The following is a 19,320-nucleotide window of genomic DNA, read 5'->3' as shown; positions in this document are numbered from 1 at the left end:
GGGCGCCCACCGGACTCTAGTTCAAGAGCTGGGAGGGGTCGCCCTTCCACGTCACCGTGAGCACATCGCGCGCCCGACTCGCTGCGACGTACAACAGCGATCGCTCACGCAGCAGCACATCCGCGTGTTCCTCGGGCGCCGCCTTGTGCAGCACCTGCGGGTTCGGGATCGACCCCTCGGAGATGTCGAACAGCACCACCCTGCTGAACTCCATGCCCTTCGCAGTGTGCATCGTCAACGCGACGGGCTTGTCACCGTCGATCTGCGCCGACTTGATGTGGTTCGACGCGATGCCGTGGCTGTTCAATCCGTCGCGTACGACGAGTGCTCGGTCGTTGGTGCGTGCGAGCACTGCGATGGTCCCCGGGTCGACGCCCTCCTCGAGCCATCCGCCGATGAGCTCGGCGATGTGCGCGATCTGCGCGTCGTCGTCGGAGGCGCCGAACCCTGCGGGCTCGGGTCCGCGGCGAGCCGACCGATAGCCGGCGGTCGTCTCGGTCTCATTGTCGGCGTCGAGATACTCGCCCGCGGAGAGCACCCCGAGCGCGTACCGGAGGTTCTGTTCGGTCGTCCGGTAGTTCAGCGTCAGCCGCTTCGACCGGCCGACGATGCGGATGCCGTACCGGGCGAGGACGACGTGCTGCCCGTAGATGCGCTGGTGCGTGTCTTCAGCGAGGAAGAGATCGTCGGTTCCCGGTTTCACCAGAGCGCGGAGGAACTGCCAGTGCGACGGGGTGAGGTCTTGACCCTCGTCGACGAGCAGGTGATCGGCGCGCAATCCCGCGGCGGCCCCTGCGAGATCGAGCCACACCGCTCCGATCGCCGCCTGCTCGGCCCAGCTGATGGTGCCGGCCGCGCGGGCGGTCTGGCGGTATTCCTCGACGACCCGCCAAACCTCCGCCCGCTTCTGGCGGTCGAGTGCGACACCGCGCCCTGGCCGCCGAATGCTGAAGTACTCGTCCTGCTCGGTGATCCGCCCGGGGAGGATCACCTGCAGGTACTCCCCCTCGAAGAACGTCGGATTGCGGAGCGCGTCCGGGAGCGCGGGCGCGGCGGCGGTGATCGCTCCCGCCCAGCCTGCGTCGTTGCCCGTGACGTTCGAAACGGCCGCGATCGCCTCTCCCAGCACCGCGACGGCCGCTGAGCCGAAGCCGCTGCCTGCTTGGTACCGGATGCTCGTGGAGAGCTGGTCGATGCCCCGGACGAGCACCCCGGATCCGCCCAACTTCGTTGCCTTCGGCAGGTGCGGGTCGAGGTGCTCGAGGTCCCGCTGGAGGTTCTCGGCGAGCGCGCGCGTGTACGTGGTCAGGACGATCGACGAGGTCGGTGCGGCGAGTGCGAGCTGACGCGCCCGGTGCAGAAGCACGACGGTCTTACCGGTTCCGGCGCCACCGGTGAGCCGGAACGGTCCGTTCCAGTGGCCGGTCGCATATCGCTGCTGCTCGGGGTGGAGGAACACGCGCCACGCGTCGAAATCGCCGCCCTCGATGATGCGCTCGAGCTCCTCATCGTCGCCGACGAAGGTGAACTGCATCTTCGCCGCCGGGTGGGCGAGCGCGCGGGCGAGCCGGTCATCCTCGGTTTCCGTGTCGAGCTCGACGACGGGCTCGTCGAGCCCGAGATCGCCCTTGATCTTGTCGAGCGAGTCGCCCATCGCGAGGCCCAGCGCGGCGAGCTGCTGCCACGCGTTCGCGAAGCCCTCGCCGACGGCGATGACTTCGGTTTCGTCTCTCGCCGAGAGCAGTGAGCATGCGGATGCCTCGTCGAACCCGAGCATGTCCGTGAGGTCCTTCAGCGCGTAATTGAAATGCGATTCGAGGTACGACTCGACCTTTGCGCCGGTCTGTTCCGCGGTACTCGCCCACTCCGCGGCCGCGGCACCGGAAGGCTCTGAGGGCGTCGACGCCTGGATGAGCTCCGCTACACCGTTGATCGGGTTGTACTTCAACACGCGCGTGCGCGCGTAGTCGTTCGCCTTGTCGTGCTTATAAGTGCCGGCGTAGACGTAGGTGCGCTCGTTGTCGCTGGTCTCGATTCGATAGAGCACCGCCCGCCAGCTGAGATCGACGCGGCCGGTCCGGGCACGCGGATCGGCCGGGTTGTTCATCTTCTCGATGTGGAGGCCGGGCGTGCTGTCGTCCGCACGCAGCTTCTTGAGGAAGCTGAAGATCTTGGCCTCGACCATCTTGTCGAGGTCGGGTGCGTCGATGTTCGTCAGAACGACATTGGGCAAGGCACATCCATTCGGCGAGGCTGGGTTCGGCGCCATGTTATCGGCGAACACGGACGATTCACTCCGCCCGAAGGTAGTCGCTGACCTCCGCCCACGCATCCCGATCCTCGACGCCCCATCGGTCGGCGTATTCACGGTGGAAACGCTGGACGTTCTCGGCGATCTCACTCAGGTTCCAGCTCAGAATCTGTTCGGGGTCCCGCTCACTGCGGCGACGCTTGGGTGGTGTCGACGAACTCGCTCCGGTCGCGGGCCATGCGAATCCGTAGAGCAGAAACGTGTTGCGTGCGCGCTGAACAGCCCATACGAGCTGGAAGTAGGCCTCGATCGACTCGAGGCGAGTTGGGCGGGTCCGGCGCGTCCTGGAGTAGAGGAGCGTACCGATCGTGTTGCGTGCGGCGGCAATCTCGCCCGATGTCAGGATCGCGTGGAGGTCGACAAGCGCTTGCCTCCGTTCCCGCCGACGGATCTGTCCCGCAGCGATTCCGGCCACGATCGCGATCACGATGGCACCGACCGAGCCGATCCACGTTGCCCAGTCTCCGATGGTTTCCGGCATCAGCACATCCGATCATTCAGTGGCGAGCAACCGCGATAGACGCGCCGCCGCAGTCCGATCGGACATGCCCGAGCTCGACACTAGCCCGGCTACAGTGTCCGATATGGGCGAGGAACCTGGCGCGATCGATCACCCGCTCAGAATCGACATCCGCCCGGACTTCACCCGCGGATCCGGCGACGTTTCGCTCGTCGACCTTTTCGCGGGATGCGGCGGCCTCACACTCGGCATCGCACAGGCGTTGTACGAACGTGGTCAGCGCCTGCGCATCCCACTCGCGGTCGACTTCGAATCGACCGCGGTCGATGTCTATCGAGCGAACTTCCCACTGGCCGAGCGCGTCGAGCTCGATTCGGTGGAGACATTCTTCGATGGCGAGCTCGGATCGTCCTCCACCTTCGCGGAAACCCGCACGAAGGCCTCGATCGGCACCGCGCCGAGCATGCTCGTGGGCGGCCCACCGTGCCAGGGACACAGCAACCTGAACAACCACACGCGCCGAGTGGATGCGAAGAACGCTCTCTATCTTCGGATGGTTCGGGCCGCAGAGATCCTCGACCCGGAGGTCGTGCTGATCGAGAACGTGCCGGCGGTTCTTCGGGATCGCCACGACGGCGAAGGCGTGGTGGCGAAGGCGCTTGAACAGCTTGGTCAGCTCGGTTATCAAGTCGATCACCGGGTCGTGTCGGTCCGAGAGCTCGGCGTCGCGCAGACCCGGAAGCGGCATCTCCTGCTCGCGACCAAGTCCGGCGATGCGCACCCGAGTGCCGTCTTCGATCGGCTGGAGGCAACGAACCTGCATCACGACCTCGAGTGGGCGATCGGGGATCTGCGCCAGGTGGACGTCGGCGCGGCCATCGACCGCCGCCCGGTCGCGAAGGTCGACAACGTGGCGCGCATGCGGTGGCTCCTCGAGCACGACGAGTACGACCTTCCGAACGAGTTGCGTCCTGAGTGCCACCGCGGGACGCACACGTACAAGTCGATGTACGGCCGCCTGAAGTGGGCCGAACCAGCTCAGACGATCACGAGCGGGTTCGGCAGCATCGGCCAAGGCCGGTACATGCACCCCGAGCAGCCTCGAGCGTTGACGGCGCACGAAGCGGCCCGAATCCAGGGATTCCCCGATTACTTCGACTTCTCCGCGTGCCCGACCCGGACAGCGCTCGCGACGATGATCGGCAACGCCGTCCCCCACAATTGGGGGCGTCTATTGCCGCCGCGCTCCTCGACATCCGCGGAATCACAGGGCTGGATGCCCACCGGGAGGATCGCGAGACCGCCTGAGGACGGCTCGACGATTCGAGGGCACGCAGTCTCCCCGCGATACTGGAAGGCTCTGTTTCGGAGGAAAGGACCCGGATGTCGAACACGATCGATGTGCGCTCGGCGGCGGTCTCGAACGAGGTCCCGGAGATCGGGCACCTCGTCAATGTGCGGGGCGCCCGTTGGTCGGTGACGGATGTCTCGGCGCAGTCCCTCCCCCGCAGCAGCGCTGACGACGGCCGGGCCGAGCTCCAGCACGCGATCACCCTCCAGTCCGTCGAGGAGGAGCACTACGGCCGCGAGCTCACGGTCATCTGGGAGCTCGAGCCTGGCCGAAGCGTGGTGCGCGAGCAGGGCCTGCCTGAGCAGATCCGCGCCGACCAGTTCGACGACCCGAAGACCTTCGCCGCGTACGTCGACGCGCTTCGCTGGGGCGCCCTGACGAGCGCCGACCCGAGGACCCTCCAGGCTCCCTTCCGCAGCTCAGCTTCAGTCGAGGCCTACCAGCTCGAGCCGTTGCGCCGGGCGATCGACGCCCCGCGTGCGAACATGCTGCTCGCCGATGACGTGGGCCTCGGCAAGACGATCGAGGCTGGCCTCGTCATCCAGGAACTCCTGCTCCGCCACCGCGCTCGCTCGGTGATCGTCGTCTGCCCCGCGGGCCTCGTCATCAAGTGGCAGGAGGAGCTGCGCGACAAGTTCGGCCTGCACTTCGAGATCGTCAACTCCGAGACGATGAAGACGTTCCGCCGCACGTTCGGCGTGCACGCGAACCCCTTCAAGGTCTATCCGCGAGTGATCGTGTCGATGTCGTGGCTCCCGTCGCCGCGCGCCGAGCGCATGCTCGAAGAGGTCTACGCGAGCGTGAAAGACCAGAAGACCGCCGACCGCCGTGCGTTCGACATCCTCGTCGTCGACGAAGCGCACCACGTCGCCCCAGCGACCCCGAGCCGCGGCAACAGCGGCAATGACACACCCCGCTACGCGATCGACAGCCAGCGCACGATCGCCGTGCGCCGCCTCGCCGAGCTCTGCGAACACCGCCTGTTCCTCAGTGCGACCCCGCACAACGGCTACTCCGAGTCGTTCACCGCGCTGCTCGAGATGATCGACCCGCAGCGGTTCGCCCGCGGCGCCGACCTCGACGAGGAGGCCCTGAAGCAGGTCGCCGTCCGTCGCCTCAAGCGCGACCTCCCGCGCACCGACAACGGGCAGGTCTTCATGCTCCGCGAGGTGCGGTCGCTCATGTTCGAGCCGACGGACGACGAGGCCGACGCGTACGACCGCCTGATCGCCTTCACGCGCCGCCGCAACCATGCGATCAAGCAGGAGCGCGGCAAGCGCGCCTCCGATCTCGCGACCCTGATCCTCAAGAAGCGGTTCTTCTCTTCGCCGGTCGCCTTCGCGAGCACCGCGGAGACCTACCTCGCCGCACGGGGCGACGAAGACGTGCAGCTGCCCGATTACGACGACATCCTCGGCGACGAGGCAGCCGATGAGGAGGAGGGCCGCCTCGAGCAGCCCGAGCTCGAGGCGCTGCGTTCGGCGAAGCGCGCGCAGGTCGCCCTCACGGATGAGGACAGGGCCGACCTCGAGCGCCTCATCGCCTGGGGCAACCGCTACGAGGGGCGGCCCGACTCGAAACTTGAGGCGCTGCTCCGACTCATCGACGGCGAGCTCATGGTGCCTGGCATTGGATGGCACGATCAACGCATCGTGATCTTCACCGAGTATGTTTCGACGCTCGAGTGGCTGCGCGACGTGCTGGAGTCCCGCGGCTGGGGCGGCGAGCGACTCGCGATCATCGACGGCTCGACCGACGCCGAGACGCGCGAGGAGATCCGTGCCCGCTTCACGGCGCCGCCGAAGGACGAGCCGGTGCGCATCCTGCTCGCGACGGATGCCGCGGGCGAGGGAATCGACCTGCAGAATTACTGCCACCGGCTCGTGAGCTTCGACATCCCGTTCAACCCGAACCGGCTCGAGCAGCGCATCGGCCGCATCGACCGCTTCGGCCAGCAGCACACCCCGCTGGTGTGGCACCCGCGCGCCGACAAGTCGAGCGATCGCGCCTTCGCGAAGGACACCGATCTGCTCGCGCGGCTGGCGAGCAAGATCGCCAACGCGAACCACGACGGCGTCTCGGCGAACGAGATCATCGCGCCCGACCTCCAGCGCGAGCTCGGCTTCGGCGAGGGTCCGGTGCGCAAGGTCAAGACGGATGCCGGCGAGCAGGTCATCAACCGCGTGCTGAACGCCGAGCAGAAGCAGCGCGCCGATCTGACGCGGCTCGCCGAGCGCCTCGACGGGTCGCGCGATCGGATGCACCTGCACGAGGGCAACCTGCTCCGCGTGTTCGAGGAGGGCCTCCGCGTTTCGGGGCAGCCGAGGCTCGTCGAGGTGGATGACCCGCAGGAGGAAGCCGAGCTGTACCAGGTGCCGTCGGGTCTCTCGCGCACGTGGGTGCCCGCACTCGCCGGCCTCGACACCCGCCTCGCCCCCGGCGTCCTCCGCCCGATCACCTTCGACGAGCAGCGCGCGAAGCACCAGACCGACGTCGTCTACGCCCACCTGGGCCATCCGCTCATCCAGCGCGCGGCTCGCGAGCTCCGCGGCCAGGTGTGGACGCGCACCGACCAGGTGCGGGGCGTCAGCGCGGTCGTGGTCGATGGCCTCGACCATTCGTTCGCGGCCGGTGTCGCGCGTCTCGTCCTCGTCGGCGAGGGAGGGGTGCGGCTCCACGAGGAGATCTTCCTCGCGGGCACGCGCTTCAATCAACGACGAGAGCTCGGCATCGAGAAGGCCGAGGAGCTGCTCGTGACCGCCCTCGACGGCTCGCGCATCTCGGTGCCCGGTCCCGGAGCGCTCGCTCGAATCGTCTCGCATTGGAACTCGGATGCGTCGCACCCCGAGGGCATGCGCGCCCGTGTCGCCGACGCGATCGCACGACGTGCCGAGCGTCGTCGCGTCGAGGTCGAAGAGAGCCTCGCGGGCCGCCGTGAATCCGACCTCGCCGCCATCGACCAGATCTTCGATCGTTTTCGCGGCACCCTCGAAGGCACGCTCACCGCAGCCGACGAAGCGCGCCGAGCCGGCGAGGAGATGCTCTTCCAACTCGCCGAGGAGAAACAGCAGCGCGAGCAGGACCTCGCCCGCGTGCGCACCCGCCTCTCGATGCTCGAGAACGAGCAGCGAGACGAGCGCGAGTCCGTTGAACGCCGCTACCGCGACGTGCAAGCCCACACCTTCGTGGCTGCCCTCGTGTTCGCCCTCACCCCCGAAGACGTCGAGAAGCTGGAGGCCGCCGGTGGCCGCTAGACCGTTCCCCAAGGGCAGGACTCCCGAGTGGGAGTGGCTGTCGCTCATCGACGCCGACGGCCCGTTCCTCTCGCGGGCGGCGTTGAAGTCCTTCTATCCGCAGGGGCTGCCGAAGGCGGATGCCTCGGTCGACGACGTGAACGCGACCTTCGTCGACGAGTTCACGCGCTGGTCGGCGACGTGGTCGTCGAGCCCCGAGGTGTACGCCGAGGCCCGCGACCGCTGGGTCGAGGTCGTATTGCGCTCGCTGCTCGACTGGTCGGACGACCTGCAGCTCGCCCCCGCCGGCATCGAAGCGAAGTCGCCGAACGGCGCTGTGATGGTGACGCCGTTCGCTGCGCTCGAAGCCGGGGATGGGTCGACGCCCGCCGCCCTCGTGACGGTCGTCGACCGCACCGAGAATCTCCGCTCGGTCGGCGCCGACGGCTGGTCGGCCAACGCGATCGACCGCATGGCCGTGCTGCTCCGCGAGACCGGTACGACGCTCGGCGTCGTGACCGACGGTCGCTGGTGGGCGCTCGTCTCGGCGGCGAAGGACGTCACCACTGCGAGCGGCGTCTGGGACGCCCTCCTCTGGCGCGAGGAGCGCCCGAGCCGCGACGCGTTCCTCGCCCTGGCGAGCTTCGCCTCGATCGCGGGCGGCCAGCCCGAGAGGCGTCTTCCCCTCCTCTTCGCCGAGTCCGTCGCGAGCGCCGAGCAGATCACCGAGGCGCTCGGCGACCAGGTGCGCCGAGCGGTCGAGCTCGTGCTCCAGTCGATGTCCGACACGCACCTGCGCGCCCTCGCCCAGGGCGACACGTCGCCGCTGCCGGATGACCCGAAGGCGGTGTACGAGGGCGCGGTGACGATGCTCATGCGCATCGTCTTCCTGCTCTTCGCCGAGGAACGCGGTCTGCTGCCCGAGCACGACCTGTACCGGTCGTCATACGCGATCGCGGGCATCCGCGAGCACCTCCAGCGTGAGGCGACGGCGACGTCGGCCGAGGCGCTCGACCACTCGTGGGAGGCCTGGCACCGCCTGCTCGCCGCGAGCAACGCGGTGTTCAACGGCGTCTCGTACCCCGACGCGCGGATGCCCGCCTACGGTGGGTCCCTGTTCGACCCCGATCGCTTCCCGTGGCTCCAGGCGACCGATGCGCAGGGCCGCCTGCAGGTGCGGCTCACCGACCGGGCGATGCTTGCGGTGCTCCGCGCCGTGCAGACCATCGAAGACGGCGCGATGCAGCTCTCGTTCCGCGACCTCGACGTGGAACAGATCGGCTACGTCTACGAGGGCTTGCTCGGCTACTCGGCCGAATACGTGCCCGAGGTGATCGTCGGCCTGCACGGCAAGGCCGGGTTCGAGCCCGAGATCCCGCTGCGCGAGCTCGAGCAGCTCGCGACGGATGCCTCGAGCGCAAAGGTCTTCGGCGACAAGCTCGTCGCGCACCTGAAGAAGACGCAGGAGCACGCCAAGTCGCGCACGGCGGGTCAGCTCGCGAAGGCGTACGGCACGGATGACCTGGATGCCGCCGCCGACGCTCGCACCCGCCTGCGGCACGCGTTGCTCGGCGACGACGAACTCGCAGGTCGTCTCGAACCGTTCCACGCGCTGATCCGCGACGACCTGCGCGGCTTCCCGTACGTCGTGCCCGCGGGCGGACTCGTGATGACCGAGTCGTCCCAGCGCGCGAACACCGGCACGCACTACACGCCGCGATCGCTCGCTGAGGAAGTCGTGCTGCACGCCCTCGAGCCGCTCGTCTACTCGCCCGGACCGCTCGACACCGAGAACTCCGACGAATGGGTGCTGAAGTCATCGGCCGAGATCCTCGACCTCAAGGTCGCCGATATCGCGGCCGGATCCGGCGCGTTCCTGGTCGCCGCGGCGCGGTACCTCGCCGACCGACTCATCGAGGCGCGTGCGAAGGAGGGGATGGACGTCAGCGCCGAGTCCGACCTGAAGCGTTGGGCGGTGCGCGAGATCGTCGCCCGATGCCTGTACGGCGCCGACATCAACGGCATGGCGGTCGAGATGTGCAAGCTCTCGCTCTGGCTCATCTCGATGGATCCCGGCAAGCCGTTCTCGTTCGTCGACGACCGCGTCTTCCACGGCAACTCGCTGCTCGGCGTCACGACCGAGGCGCAGCTCAAGGCGCAGCACATCTACCCGAAACAGTCGGTCAAGCGGCAGCTCGCCGCGTTCGACGTCGACAAGGACCTCGAGGATGCCGCACGGCTCCGCCGTGAACTCGCCTCCGGGCAGGTCGACGATGCCGACCGCATGCGCTCGACCCGGGCGAAGCGCGCACTGCTCGCCCAGTCGAAGGAGGTCACGGCGAAGCTCCGCGACGTCGCCGACGGCCTCATCGCCGCGGGCCTGCTCGAAGGCGGGAAGCCCGGACGCAAGCTCGAGGAGCGCTACGACGAGCTCTCGGAGGCGCTCCGCAACGCCTACCCGGCTGACGGTTCGGTCGGAGACCGCCGCCGGCTCGACGCGATTATCGACGCCGGACTCACCCCGACAGTCGACACCGGCGAAGCGCGCTGGAGGCCTCTGCACTGGATTCTCGAAGCACCCGACGTGGTCCACGACAATGGTGGCTTCGACGCGATCATCGGGAACCCGCCGTTCCTCACCGGTTACAAGGTGTCAAATGCGATCGGAGCGGAGCTTCGCAGCTGGCTAATAGAAGTTCTCGCAGCAGGCACAAAGGGAAGCGCTGACCTGGTTGCCTATTTCTTCCTACAGGCGGCGCAGCTTTGCCGACGGTCAGGCGTTCTCGCCCTTCTCGCCACGAACACAGTCGGTCAGGGGGACACGCGAGAGGTGGGCCTGGACCGCTTGTCAGCCAACGGGGTGAGGTTCTATCGCGCGATTCAGAGTGCGCAATGGGGCGCAAAGAATGCGAGCGTGCAGATCGCGGTTGTTTGGGGCACTCCACGCGATTTTGGAGTCCGAGCGGTTGCAGATGGACAACGGGTCCCGAAGATTACGTCGATGCTCGAACCAGAAGGAAGAGTTTCGGGCCAGGCGCTGCGGCTTGCAGGGAACGCGGGATTGGCATTCAAGGGCGCGGAGATCGGCGGCGAAGGTTTTGTTGTCACGCCTGCCGATGCCGAAGCGATGGTTGAGCGAGATCCGCGAAATCACGACGTTCTGTACCCGTACCCGGATGGCAAAACGGATGTGTACGGGGATCCGGCTACTGAAGCCTCACGATGGGTTATCAACTTCCACGACTGGACGCTAGATCGAGCCAGGAGCTACCAGGAGGCGTTTGCAGTCGTCGAGCGTGAAGTCCGCCCGTGGCGGCAGCGCACAAAGAGTGACGGATCTCCTGTTCTGCCGCGCGCCCAGTTCGACAAGTGGTGGATCTACGCCACACGGCGCCCTAACCTCACCGAGGCGATCTCGCACTTCGAACAGGTAATGGTGCTCGTCCAAACGAGTTCAACACTCAGACCAGTGATCTGGGATGCTCGGACGGTATTCACGCAGAAGCTCGTCGTGTTCGCGAGCATAGATTTTGCGCTCTTCGCGCTTCTCTCAAGCTCCCCCACGCCCTCTGGGCGATGCAGCGAGGTTCTACGATGCGCGTCGATTTCGTGTATACACCATCCGACGTCTTCGAGACGCTGCCCCGGCCTGAGAACACCGAGCGCATGCGCCAGCTCGGCGAGCAGCTCGACAGCGATCGCCGCGAGATCATGCTCCGTCGACAGCTCGGGCTCACCGCGCTGTACAACCTCGTGAACTCGCCCGATGTGCAGGGCGACGCCGAGGTCGATCTCATCCGTTCGATCCACGTGCAGATCGACGAGGCGGTGATGGAGGCGTACGGCTGGACCGACATCTCGCTCGAGCACGGCTTCCACACCTACCGGCAGATGGAGCGGTGGACCGTGAGTCCGGCGGCCCGCGTCGAGATCCTCGACCGGCTGCTCGAGGAGAACCACCGCCGCGCAGCGATAGAGGCGCAGCAGAACCCGAAGCCGGCGAAGCGCGGCAAGAGCCTCGAGGAGTCGGAGAAGCCCGAAGGAGCGATGTTCTGATGTCCGACGAGCCCACCGTCACCTCCGCGCAGGTGCGCGACGAGCTGCTCGACCTACTGGGCCGCGACCTCGTCGGCCCGTGGGACGGGCCGACCGAGACGATCGTCGGCACCCCTCGCGCACGCTACCTCTCGGGTGCGCTCGCCCCGATCTCGCTGCTCGAGGGGGCGGCATCGAGCACCGCGAGCGCCACGACGCGCTCGACCTCGCTCGACGAGGTGCGCAACGACGAGACGCTCGCCGTCGCCGATCTCTCTGCTGCGCACGAGGTGCAGGGCGTGCCGGTCGACGAGGACGAGTCCGTCGGCGAGGCATCTCCCACCGAGCCCGACGAAGATCGGGGACCCGAATCGAAAATCATCGCGCCGTCGTCGATGGGCGTCCGATTCCAGGTCGCATCCGACATCACCGCCTTGCGCTTCACCGCCCGCTGGGGTCGCTATGCCTCCCGCCGCGAGACCGACCCCGACACCAGCCGCGTGCAGACCTACTACGACCGCACGCCGTTCGAGGTCTCCGTCGACATCGATCTCGCTGCCATCCCGGCCGGCGAATCCGCCCGTAAGGATCTCGGCGACGACGTCGCGATCTCGGTCGAGGTGTTCGACCACGAGGGCCGCCGCGTCGTCGAAGCCGCCTTGCTCAACACCGTCGTCACCGGTCGCGAGCTGCCCCCGAAGCTCTGGCTGTTCCAGGCCGAGCTCGAAGCGACCGCGCTCGACCGGGCCTCCGCGATCTTCCTTCCGACTCGCGATGCGATCCAGCACGACCGCAAGTCCCGCGACCCCGAGGTGCGCCGGCTCGACCTGCTCTACCGCGACCGGCTCGAGTTCGCGGTCGGCCGCACCGCGTCCGCAACCTGGGACGTCTCCACCGACGATCCCCGCCGCGCGACTGCGGTGCGCACCACCTGGCTGCCGACCGCAGAGGTGCCGCAGACCCGCGCGCCCGAGGTCGACGGCGCCGTGCTGAGCATGCGCGCGCTCATGGAAGCATCCGCTGACGAACTCGTCGCCGGACTGCAGCCGATCGTCGACGCGTACTCGACGTGGCTCGACGAACAGGAGGCGGCGAACGCCTCTCTGCCCGAACACCTCCGCGTCGAGGGCGAGATCGGCATCGCCGACGGTCGCGCCGCGCTGAAGCGCCTCGGCGAAGGACTCGACTTGCTCACCAAGAGCGAGCAGGCGCGCAAGGCGTTCTGGTTCATGAATCGCACCATGCGCGACCAGCGTCTGCGCTCGCAGGTCGCCGCGCTCCGCATCGAGCAGCCCTCGCTGAAGATCGCCGAGGCGGTCGCCGAGATCGACGCGAAGGGTGACAAGGCCGCGTCGTGGCGTGCGTTCCAGCTCGCGTTCATCCTGATGCAGCTCCCGTCGGTCGTCGATCCGACCCATAAGCGCCGGTCGTCGGACTTCCCGCGCGCGGAGCTGCTGTTCTTCCCCACCGGTGGTGGCAAGACCGAGGCCTACCTCGGGCTCGCGGCGTTCACGTTCGGCGTCCGACGTCTGCAGGGGAAAGTCGAGACACCCGAAGGCATGCTCGACGGCGGCGACGGCGTCGCCGTGCTCATGCGCTACACGCTGCGACTGCTCACCTCGCAGCAGTTCATCCGTGCGACGACGCTGCTGTGCGCAGCCGAACTCGTCCGCCGCGAAGACCCGGCCACGTGGGGGCACGTGCCGTTCCGCATCGGGCTCTGGGTCGGCTCGAGCGTGAGCCCGAAGCGGTTCTCCGAAGCCGCCGAGCAGGTGAAGGACGTTCGCGAGAGCGAGGGCAACTCGGCCTATGGGCTGTCGGTGCTGCAGTTCGACCATTGCCCGTGGTGCGGGACCGCGATCAACGGCAAGAGCAACGTCGAAGCCGACGATGTCGAGAAGCGCATCCGCGTGTACTGCGGCGACCGACGTGCCGGCTGCCCGTTCGCCGCGGGTGGCAGCGCAGAAGAGGGCCTGCCCGTCCTCACGGTCGACGACGAGATCTACCGGCATCCGCCGACGTTCCTGCTCGCCACCGTCGACAAGTTCGCCCGCCTCGCTCGCGAGGGCGAAGCCGCGAGCCTGTTCGGGTACGTCTCCAAGAAGTGTCCGCGGCACGGCTACAAGCACGCTGACACTGATGCGAGCGTTTGCGGTGCGGAGCACCACAACGCGTCGAAGAAGAACGGCCGTACCTATGCGCCGACGCAGGTGACGACCGTCGGCCGGCTCCGCCCGCCCGACCTCGTCATCCAGGACGAGCTGCACCTCATCACGGGCGCGCTCGGCACCGCCGTCGGGCTCTTCGAGGGCGCGATCGACGTGCTCTCGAGCTGGGAGCTCGGCGACGAGGCATCCGCTGCGCCCGTGAAGCCGCTCGTGATCGCCTCGACCGCGACCGTGCGCAAGGCTGGCGACCAGGTGCAGAAGCTCTACGCGCGCGACGTCGAGGTGTTCCCTCCGCAGGTGCTGACGGTCAGCGACACGTTCTTCTCGAAAGAGGTGCCCCTCGCCGACGAGCCCGGGCGTCTCTATCTCGGCGTGTGCCTGCACGGCGCGAGGCTGACGCTCGCCGAGATCCGGCTCAGCGAGATCCTGCTCCTCGCCGGTCAGAAACTGCTCGACGCGCACGGTGCTGCCGCCGAACCGTATCTCACGCTCGTCGACTACTTCTCGGCGACCCGCGAGCTCGCGGGCATGCGGCGGTACCTCGAAGACGACGTCACGACGCGGGTGAGCAACCCCGACAAGTCGACGGGCTACCCTCGACGGCGAACCCCACTTCGGCTGGGCGAACTCACCTCGCGCATCTCGTCGTCGGAGATCGGGCGCACGCTGACCCATCTCGCGTCGCCGTTCGACCCGTCGCTCGACTCGACGCTTGGGCGCGCCGAGATCGCCGCGAAGTACAAGGCCGGCGAAAAGCTGCCCGACCGCGAGCTGCCGTTCGACGTCGTGCTCGCGACCTCCATGCTCCAGGTCGGCGTCGACGTGCCCCGCCTCGGACTCATGCTCATCGTCGGGCAGCCGAAGAACACCGCGGAGTACATCCAGGCGTCGTCGCGCGTCGGCCGCGAGGCATCCAAACCGGGTCTCGTCGTCACGCTCGCCAACCGGTCGCGTCCGCGCGACATGGCGCACTACGAGCAGTTCGAGCACTACCACGACACGTTCTACGCGAACGTCGAGGCGCTGTCGGTCACGCCGTTCTCCGAGGCATCCCTCGAGCGCGGACTCACCGGGCTCATCGTGTCGGCCGCGCGCGTCATGGACGCCGGTGGGTCGACGGATGCCTCGCTCTCGCCCGACTCGACCACCGGTGCCGGGCGCATCGTGCAACGTCGCCCGGCGCTCGACGAACTCGTCGCGAAACTCGTCGCGCGGGTCGCACAGGCAGGCGGCGACGACGCGGCCAAGCTCGCGCACAGCAAGCTCGTGTTCCGGCTCGACGAGTGGACCGAGCGCAGCGACGCCCAGGGCGGCGCACTCACCTACGCACGCAAGACGCTGCCCAAGCAGTTCGTCACGCCCCTGCTCGTGAGCCCCGAGGACTCTATCGGCGAGGAGGGCGACCGGCTCTTCCAGGTCGCGAACTCGATGCGCGAGGTGCAGCCCGAAATCGATCTGCTAGTGTCGCCGTTCCCCGGCAAGCTCGCCGAGCCCGTGGGCGCGGCGACACCGTCGTGGACGTTCACCCCGAAGAAGGACGCGAAGTGACCTCGAACGCTGCACCGGTCGGCGACGAATCGGCCGTCGCCTCGGATCAGGCGATTGCCGTCGCGGACGCCTCGCCCGAGGCATCCGTCGGCGTCGCCGGCGACATCGCCGACCCGTTCCTCGAGGTCGCGCAGAAGCCGAAGAACCGGGCGCGTATCGGATCGATCCGGCCGAGCGCGATGCTCTACACCTCGGGCGTCGGCGCGACCGTCGACCTGCCGCACCTCGCCGTGATGCCGCAGGGCATCGACGCGTGGGACAAGGCGTACGCGCGCATGGGCGGCGAGCCGTCGCTCGTGCTCGTGCCCCGGCTGCTCGAAGCCGTGCGCCGACAGCTCGGCCAGCAGGTCGGCGAACTGCGCCAGCCGCCGTGGCTGCCCGATGAGCTCGGCGGTGACACGACGCCGATCGGCATCCCGACCCGCGTCTTCCCGCAGTGGCTCCGCTGCACCGGGTGCGACCTGCTCGCCCCGGTCTCGGCGAACGTCTTCGACTTCGAGAACACGCGAAAGCACCGGCCCGACATGGCCCGGTTCGTGCACCGCAAGTGCAAGGGTCGCTTCAAGGGCGACGGGCGCGACCGCGTCGCCGTGCCGGCGCGGTACCTGATCGCGTGCACCAACGGTCACCTCGACGAGTTCCCCTACAACGAGTGGGTGCACGGCGCCGACGGCAACCGCAAGGAGTGCGTAGCGAATCCGATGCTGCGGATGCGCGAGTGGCGCTCGAACCTTGGCCCGCAGGTGTCGATCGTGTGCGTGCAATGCGACTCGTCCCGCAACATCGCCGAGATCACCCGCGCCGGCGGCGAGGCATCCCTGCCCCTGTGCCGCGGCCGTCACCCGCACCTTCCGACGTTCGCACCGGCCGACAAGCCATGCCAGGGCGAGGTTCGGCTGATGCTACTCGGGGCCGCGAACCAATGGTTCCCGGCGACGATCAGCGTGCTCGTGCTGCCGTCGCGGAAGGAGCCGAAGCCGGCCGACACGGTCGAGGAGGTCATGGGGCTCCCGCCGGCGCAGGTGGCGAAGCTCACCTCGCTCGCGGCGGTGCAGTCGTGGCGCGAGTTCGCGCCCGAGCACATGGTGGCGAAATTCGCCGGCATCTCCGACGAGGACCTCTGGCAGGCGATCCAGGTCGCGAAGGGCGACCTGCCACCCCTCATCCCGGTCGCGACCGGACCGCTCGGGTACGACCCGAATCACCTGCTCGTGCCCGAGTGGGCGACGTTGACGCATCCCGACGACTTCCTGGCGGAGGACCGCCGCAACGGGTTCAAGGTGCATCCGGTGCCCGTGGCGTCCTCACTGGGTTCGGCCGTGCACGAGGTCGTGGCCGTCGACCGCATCCGCAAGGCGAACGCGTTCATCGGGTTCACGCGCATCGACGCGCTCGATCGGGTCGGCGACGAAGCTGCGCGCATCGCGCCGATCGCGATCTCGGGGAAGCCGAAGTGGGCGCCCGCGACCGAGGACCGTGGCGAGGGCGTGTTCATCAGATTCTCCGAGCCGGTCGTGGCCGAGTGGGAGGCATCCGTGCTCGACTCGGAGGTGTGGGCCGCCCATGTCGCCGCGCACGAGCGGAACCTCGCGCGTCGTCAGAGCCACACCGCGGCCGAACTCGTCGCCGAAGACCGCATGCCGCCGCCCCGGTACTGGGCGCTGCACACGCTGTCGCACCTGCTCATCCGAGAGATGGCGATGTCGAGCGGCTACGGCTCCGCGTCGCTCTCGGAACGCATCTACGCGTGGCGCGAGGAGGACGGCCGGGCGCCGGCAGCCGGCATCCTCATCACGACCACGTCGCCCGACAGCGAAGGCACGCTCGGCGGCCTCGTCGATCTCGCCCGCACCGAGCGGCTCGAAGAGGTCATGCACGAGGCGCTGCACCGAGCGGAGCGGTGCTCGTCCGACCCGATCTGCGCCCACCGTGTGCCGAAGGACCAGGAGGACTTCTTGCACGGGGCCGCCTGCCACTTCTGCGGATTCCTGTCGGAGACGTCGTGCGAGCGGGCGAATCGGTTCCTCGACCGACGGTTCGTGCTCGACCTGCACGAGGGATCGCACGGACTGGCGCCGCTGCTCGCAGGGGTGAAGATCGGCGCGGTGAGCTGAAATGGCTGGGGCGCTCGAACAGTTGGCACGCGTCGTGTCGCCATCGCAGGCGCTCAAGCTCGCGTCGAGTCTCGAGATCGACGGGAACCTCCTCAAAGCGCAGGCGCATCTGCCGGCCGCACCGCATCCCTCACGGGAGTTGCTCGCGACGAGCTTCGCTGCGCTCGGGGCCGAGCACCTCGCTGGTGCCCTGCGCGGATTCGCCGCGTCCGCCGCAGCGAACTCGACCGACCTACGGCCGGTGTGGAGCGGACCGTCCTTTCCAGGCGACGGCGACCACACGACCGCCGCACTCGCCCACCTGATCGACGAAGCCACCGAGGACGTGTTCGCGTCGACGTACTCGGCGAGCCCGACGTCGGCGTACCTGAAGTCGCTGTGGCGCTCGGTCGCCCGAGGCGTGAAGACGACCTTGCTCATCGATCCGAAGCTCAACGGCGGTAAGACCGCCGCGTGGATGCAGGCGCACCTCGTCGGCGCCCGGTTCCTCGGATTCAAACCCGGCCCCGACGGCGGCATCCAGCACTCGAAGGTCGTCATCGTCGACTCCCGCGTCGCGTTCATCACGAGCGCGAACCTCTCCGAAGCCGCACACGAGCGCAACCTCGAGACCGGGGTCATCATCAGGGACCCGGCGTTCGCGTCCGGGCTTCGGCAACGATTCGGAGCGCTGTACGCCGAAGGACACCTCTACCCCCTCGATCCGCTGAAGGGTGCCGATGGCTGAACCCCGCGAATCCTGGGCGACGTCGGAGGGCACGCGGAAGTCGATGCTCGCCAACAAACGGCGCGACACGACGACCGAGCTCGCCGTTCGCACGCTGCTGCACGCCCGCGGGCTGCGGTACCGCGTCGACTACGCGCCGGTTCCCGGACTGCGCCGCCGCGCCGACATCGTGTTCACGCGAGCGCGGACCGCCGTGTTCATCGACGGGTGCTTCTGGCACGGATGCCCCGAGCACGCGACCCATCCGAAGCGGAACGCGGACTACTGGGGACCGAAGCTGGCCGCGAACGTCGAGAGGGATCGGGATACCGATCGGCGGCTCGAGGAAGCGGGGTGGCGGGTGCTGCGGTATTGGGAGCATGAGGCGGCGGCGGATGTTGCAGCCTCGATCGGGCGAGAGCTTGCGAGGGAGCGCGGATGAGAATGCGATCGGAAGTCGAGCAGAGTGCCATCCGCGAGGACGTGTTCCGGTGGCTCGACGAGAAGCTCGGCGCAGGGGCGTACGAGCTCAGCCGAGACGAACTCGAGTCGTACAGCTTCGACGGCGAGCGCATCCCGCTGCTGGACGCCGCTCGCGGCATCCGCAACCCACGAGACTTCGACGCCACGCTCACCGTCATGACCAGCTCGAAGTCGCACGGCTACGACGACGAGATCCGACCCGACGGGCTGGTGCGCTACTCGTACCAGTCGAAGGACGGCGGCGACAACGTGAAGCTCCGCCGTGCGTACGAGCGCAACGAGCCGCTCGTCTACTTCCACGGTGTCCGGAGCGGGTATTTCGTCGCGTACTACCCGGTGTACATCGTCCACGACGACCCGGCGACGCGAAGCGTGCACCTCGCGCTCGATGAGACCTTCCGATTCTTCGGTGATCCTCTGCACATGACCGGCGACGAGCGGCGCTACGCGGAGCGCGTGGTGCGCGAGCGGCTGCACCAACCGATGTTCCGCGCGCGAGTGATGCGCGCCTACCAGGCCACCTGTGCCGTGTGCTCGCTCAAGCACGCCGAACTGCTCGATGCGGCGCACATCGTCGGCGACGGCGAACTCGGCGGCCTCGCGCAGGTGACCAACGGTCTCGCGCTCTGCAAGATCCACCACGCATCGTACGACCGGAACCTACTCGGAATCTCACCGGACTACGAGGTGAGGATCGACCGCGAGCTGCTCGACGAGGTCGACGGGCCGATGCTGCGACACGGGTTGCAGGATATGCACGGGCGGCGGCTCGTCCTGCCGAGGCGGAAGCTCGAGTGGCCGTCTCAGGAGCGGCTCGCGGAACGCTTCGCGCGGTTCGCCGCCTAATACTCGACGGATCCGTGCCGCATCTTCCGCGTCCGATCGAGACGAGGCACGGTGCGGGCGCCGGC

At 68.1% G+C, this 19,320-nt stretch carries 11 protein-coding genes; 9 read left to right on the top strand and 2 right to left on the bottom strand.

What is annotated here, in order from left to right:
• Positions 1–16 precede the first annotated feature (16 nt).
• Entirely contained in the window at positions 17–2,233 is a 2,217-nt protein-coding gene (locus ACDF64_RS07835; protein ID WP_394554618.1) for a 3'-5' exonuclease, read from the bottom strand.
• A 58-nt stretch (positions 2,234–2,291) separates the two neighbouring features.
• Complete coding sequence (locus ACDF64_RS07830; protein ID WP_394554616.1) at positions 2,292–2,792, bottom strand: hypothetical protein; 501 nt, start codon at positions 2,790–2,792, stop codon at positions 2,292–2,294.
• A 103-nt stretch (positions 2,793–2,895) separates the two neighbouring features.
• Here ACDF64_RS07830 and ACDF64_RS07825 point away from each other — a divergent pair, with 103 nt between their 5' ends.
• Genes ACDF64_RS07825 through ACDF64_RS07785 form a run of 9 tightly spaced genes read left to right on the top strand, consistent with a single transcriptional unit; the run spans position 2,896 to position 19,255 of the window.
• Positions 2,896–4,251, top strand: coding sequence for a DNA cytosine methyltransferase (locus ACDF64_RS07825; protein ID WP_394554614.1), 1,356 nt, complete (start codon positions 2,896–2,898; stop codon positions 4,249–4,251).
• A complete protein-coding gene (gene drmD / locus ACDF64_RS07820) occupies positions 4,155–7,376 on the top strand; it encodes a DISARM system SNF2-like helicase DrmD (protein ID WP_394554612.1) in 3,222 nt (1,073 codons plus the stop codon). The genes ACDF64_RS07825 and drmD overlap by 97 nt, the downstream gene beginning before the upstream one ends.
• Entirely contained in the window at positions 7,366–11,112 is a 3,747-nt protein-coding gene (locus ACDF64_RS07815; RefSeq protein WP_394554610.1) for an Eco57I restriction-modification methylase domain-containing protein, read from the top strand. The genes drmD and ACDF64_RS07815 overlap by 11 nt, the downstream gene beginning before the upstream one ends.
• Positions 11,022–11,411 carry a hypothetical protein gene (locus tag ACDF64_RS07810; RefSeq protein ID WP_394554608.1) on the top strand — a complete coding sequence of 130 codons (390 nt, stop codon included), beginning with the start codon at positions 11,022–11,024 and terminating at the stop codon, positions 11,409–11,411. Before ACDF64_RS07815 ends, ACDF64_RS07810 begins: the two co-directional genes overlap by 91 nt.
• A complete protein-coding gene (drmA, locus tag ACDF64_RS07805) occupies positions 11,411–15,106 on the top strand; it encodes a DISARM system helicase DrmA (protein ID WP_394554606.1) in 3,696 nt (1,231 codons plus the stop codon). Before ACDF64_RS07810 ends, drmA begins: the two co-directional genes overlap by 1 nt.
• On the top strand, positions 15,103–17,220 hold the full coding sequence (gene drmB, locus ACDF64_RS07800; RefSeq protein ID WP_394554604.1) for a DrmB family protein: 2,118 nt from the start codon (positions 15,103–15,105) through the stop codon (positions 17,218–17,220). The genes drmA and drmB overlap by 4 nt, the downstream gene beginning before the upstream one ends.
• Positions 17,221–17,254: 34 nt before the next feature.
• Positions 17,255–17,947, top strand: a complete 693-nt coding sequence (drmC, locus tag ACDF64_RS07795) for a DISARM system phospholipase D-like protein DrmC (protein ID WP_394554602.1) — start codon at positions 17,255–17,257, stop codon at positions 17,945–17,947.
• Positions 17,940–18,368, top strand: a complete 429-nt coding sequence (locus tag ACDF64_RS07790) for a very short patch repair endonuclease (protein WP_394554600.1) — start codon at positions 17,940–17,942, stop codon at positions 18,366–18,368. Before drmC ends, ACDF64_RS07790 begins: the two co-directional genes overlap by 8 nt.
• Entirely contained in the window at positions 18,365–19,255 is an 891-nt protein-coding gene (locus tag ACDF64_RS07785) for an HNH endonuclease (RefSeq protein ID WP_394554597.1), read from the top strand. The genes ACDF64_RS07790 and ACDF64_RS07785 overlap by 4 nt, the downstream gene beginning before the upstream one ends.
• Positions 19,256–19,320: the final 65 nt, after the last annotated feature.

The sequence above is a fragment of the Agromyces sp. MMS24-JH15 genome (genome assembly GCF_043518605.1).
Taxonomy (GTDB): Bacteria; Actinomycetota; Actinomycetes; order Actinomycetales; family Microbacteriaceae; genus Agromyces.
The sequence above is the reverse complement of the archived record's forward strand: the minus strand, read 5'-3'. Positions and strand labels throughout refer to the sequence as shown.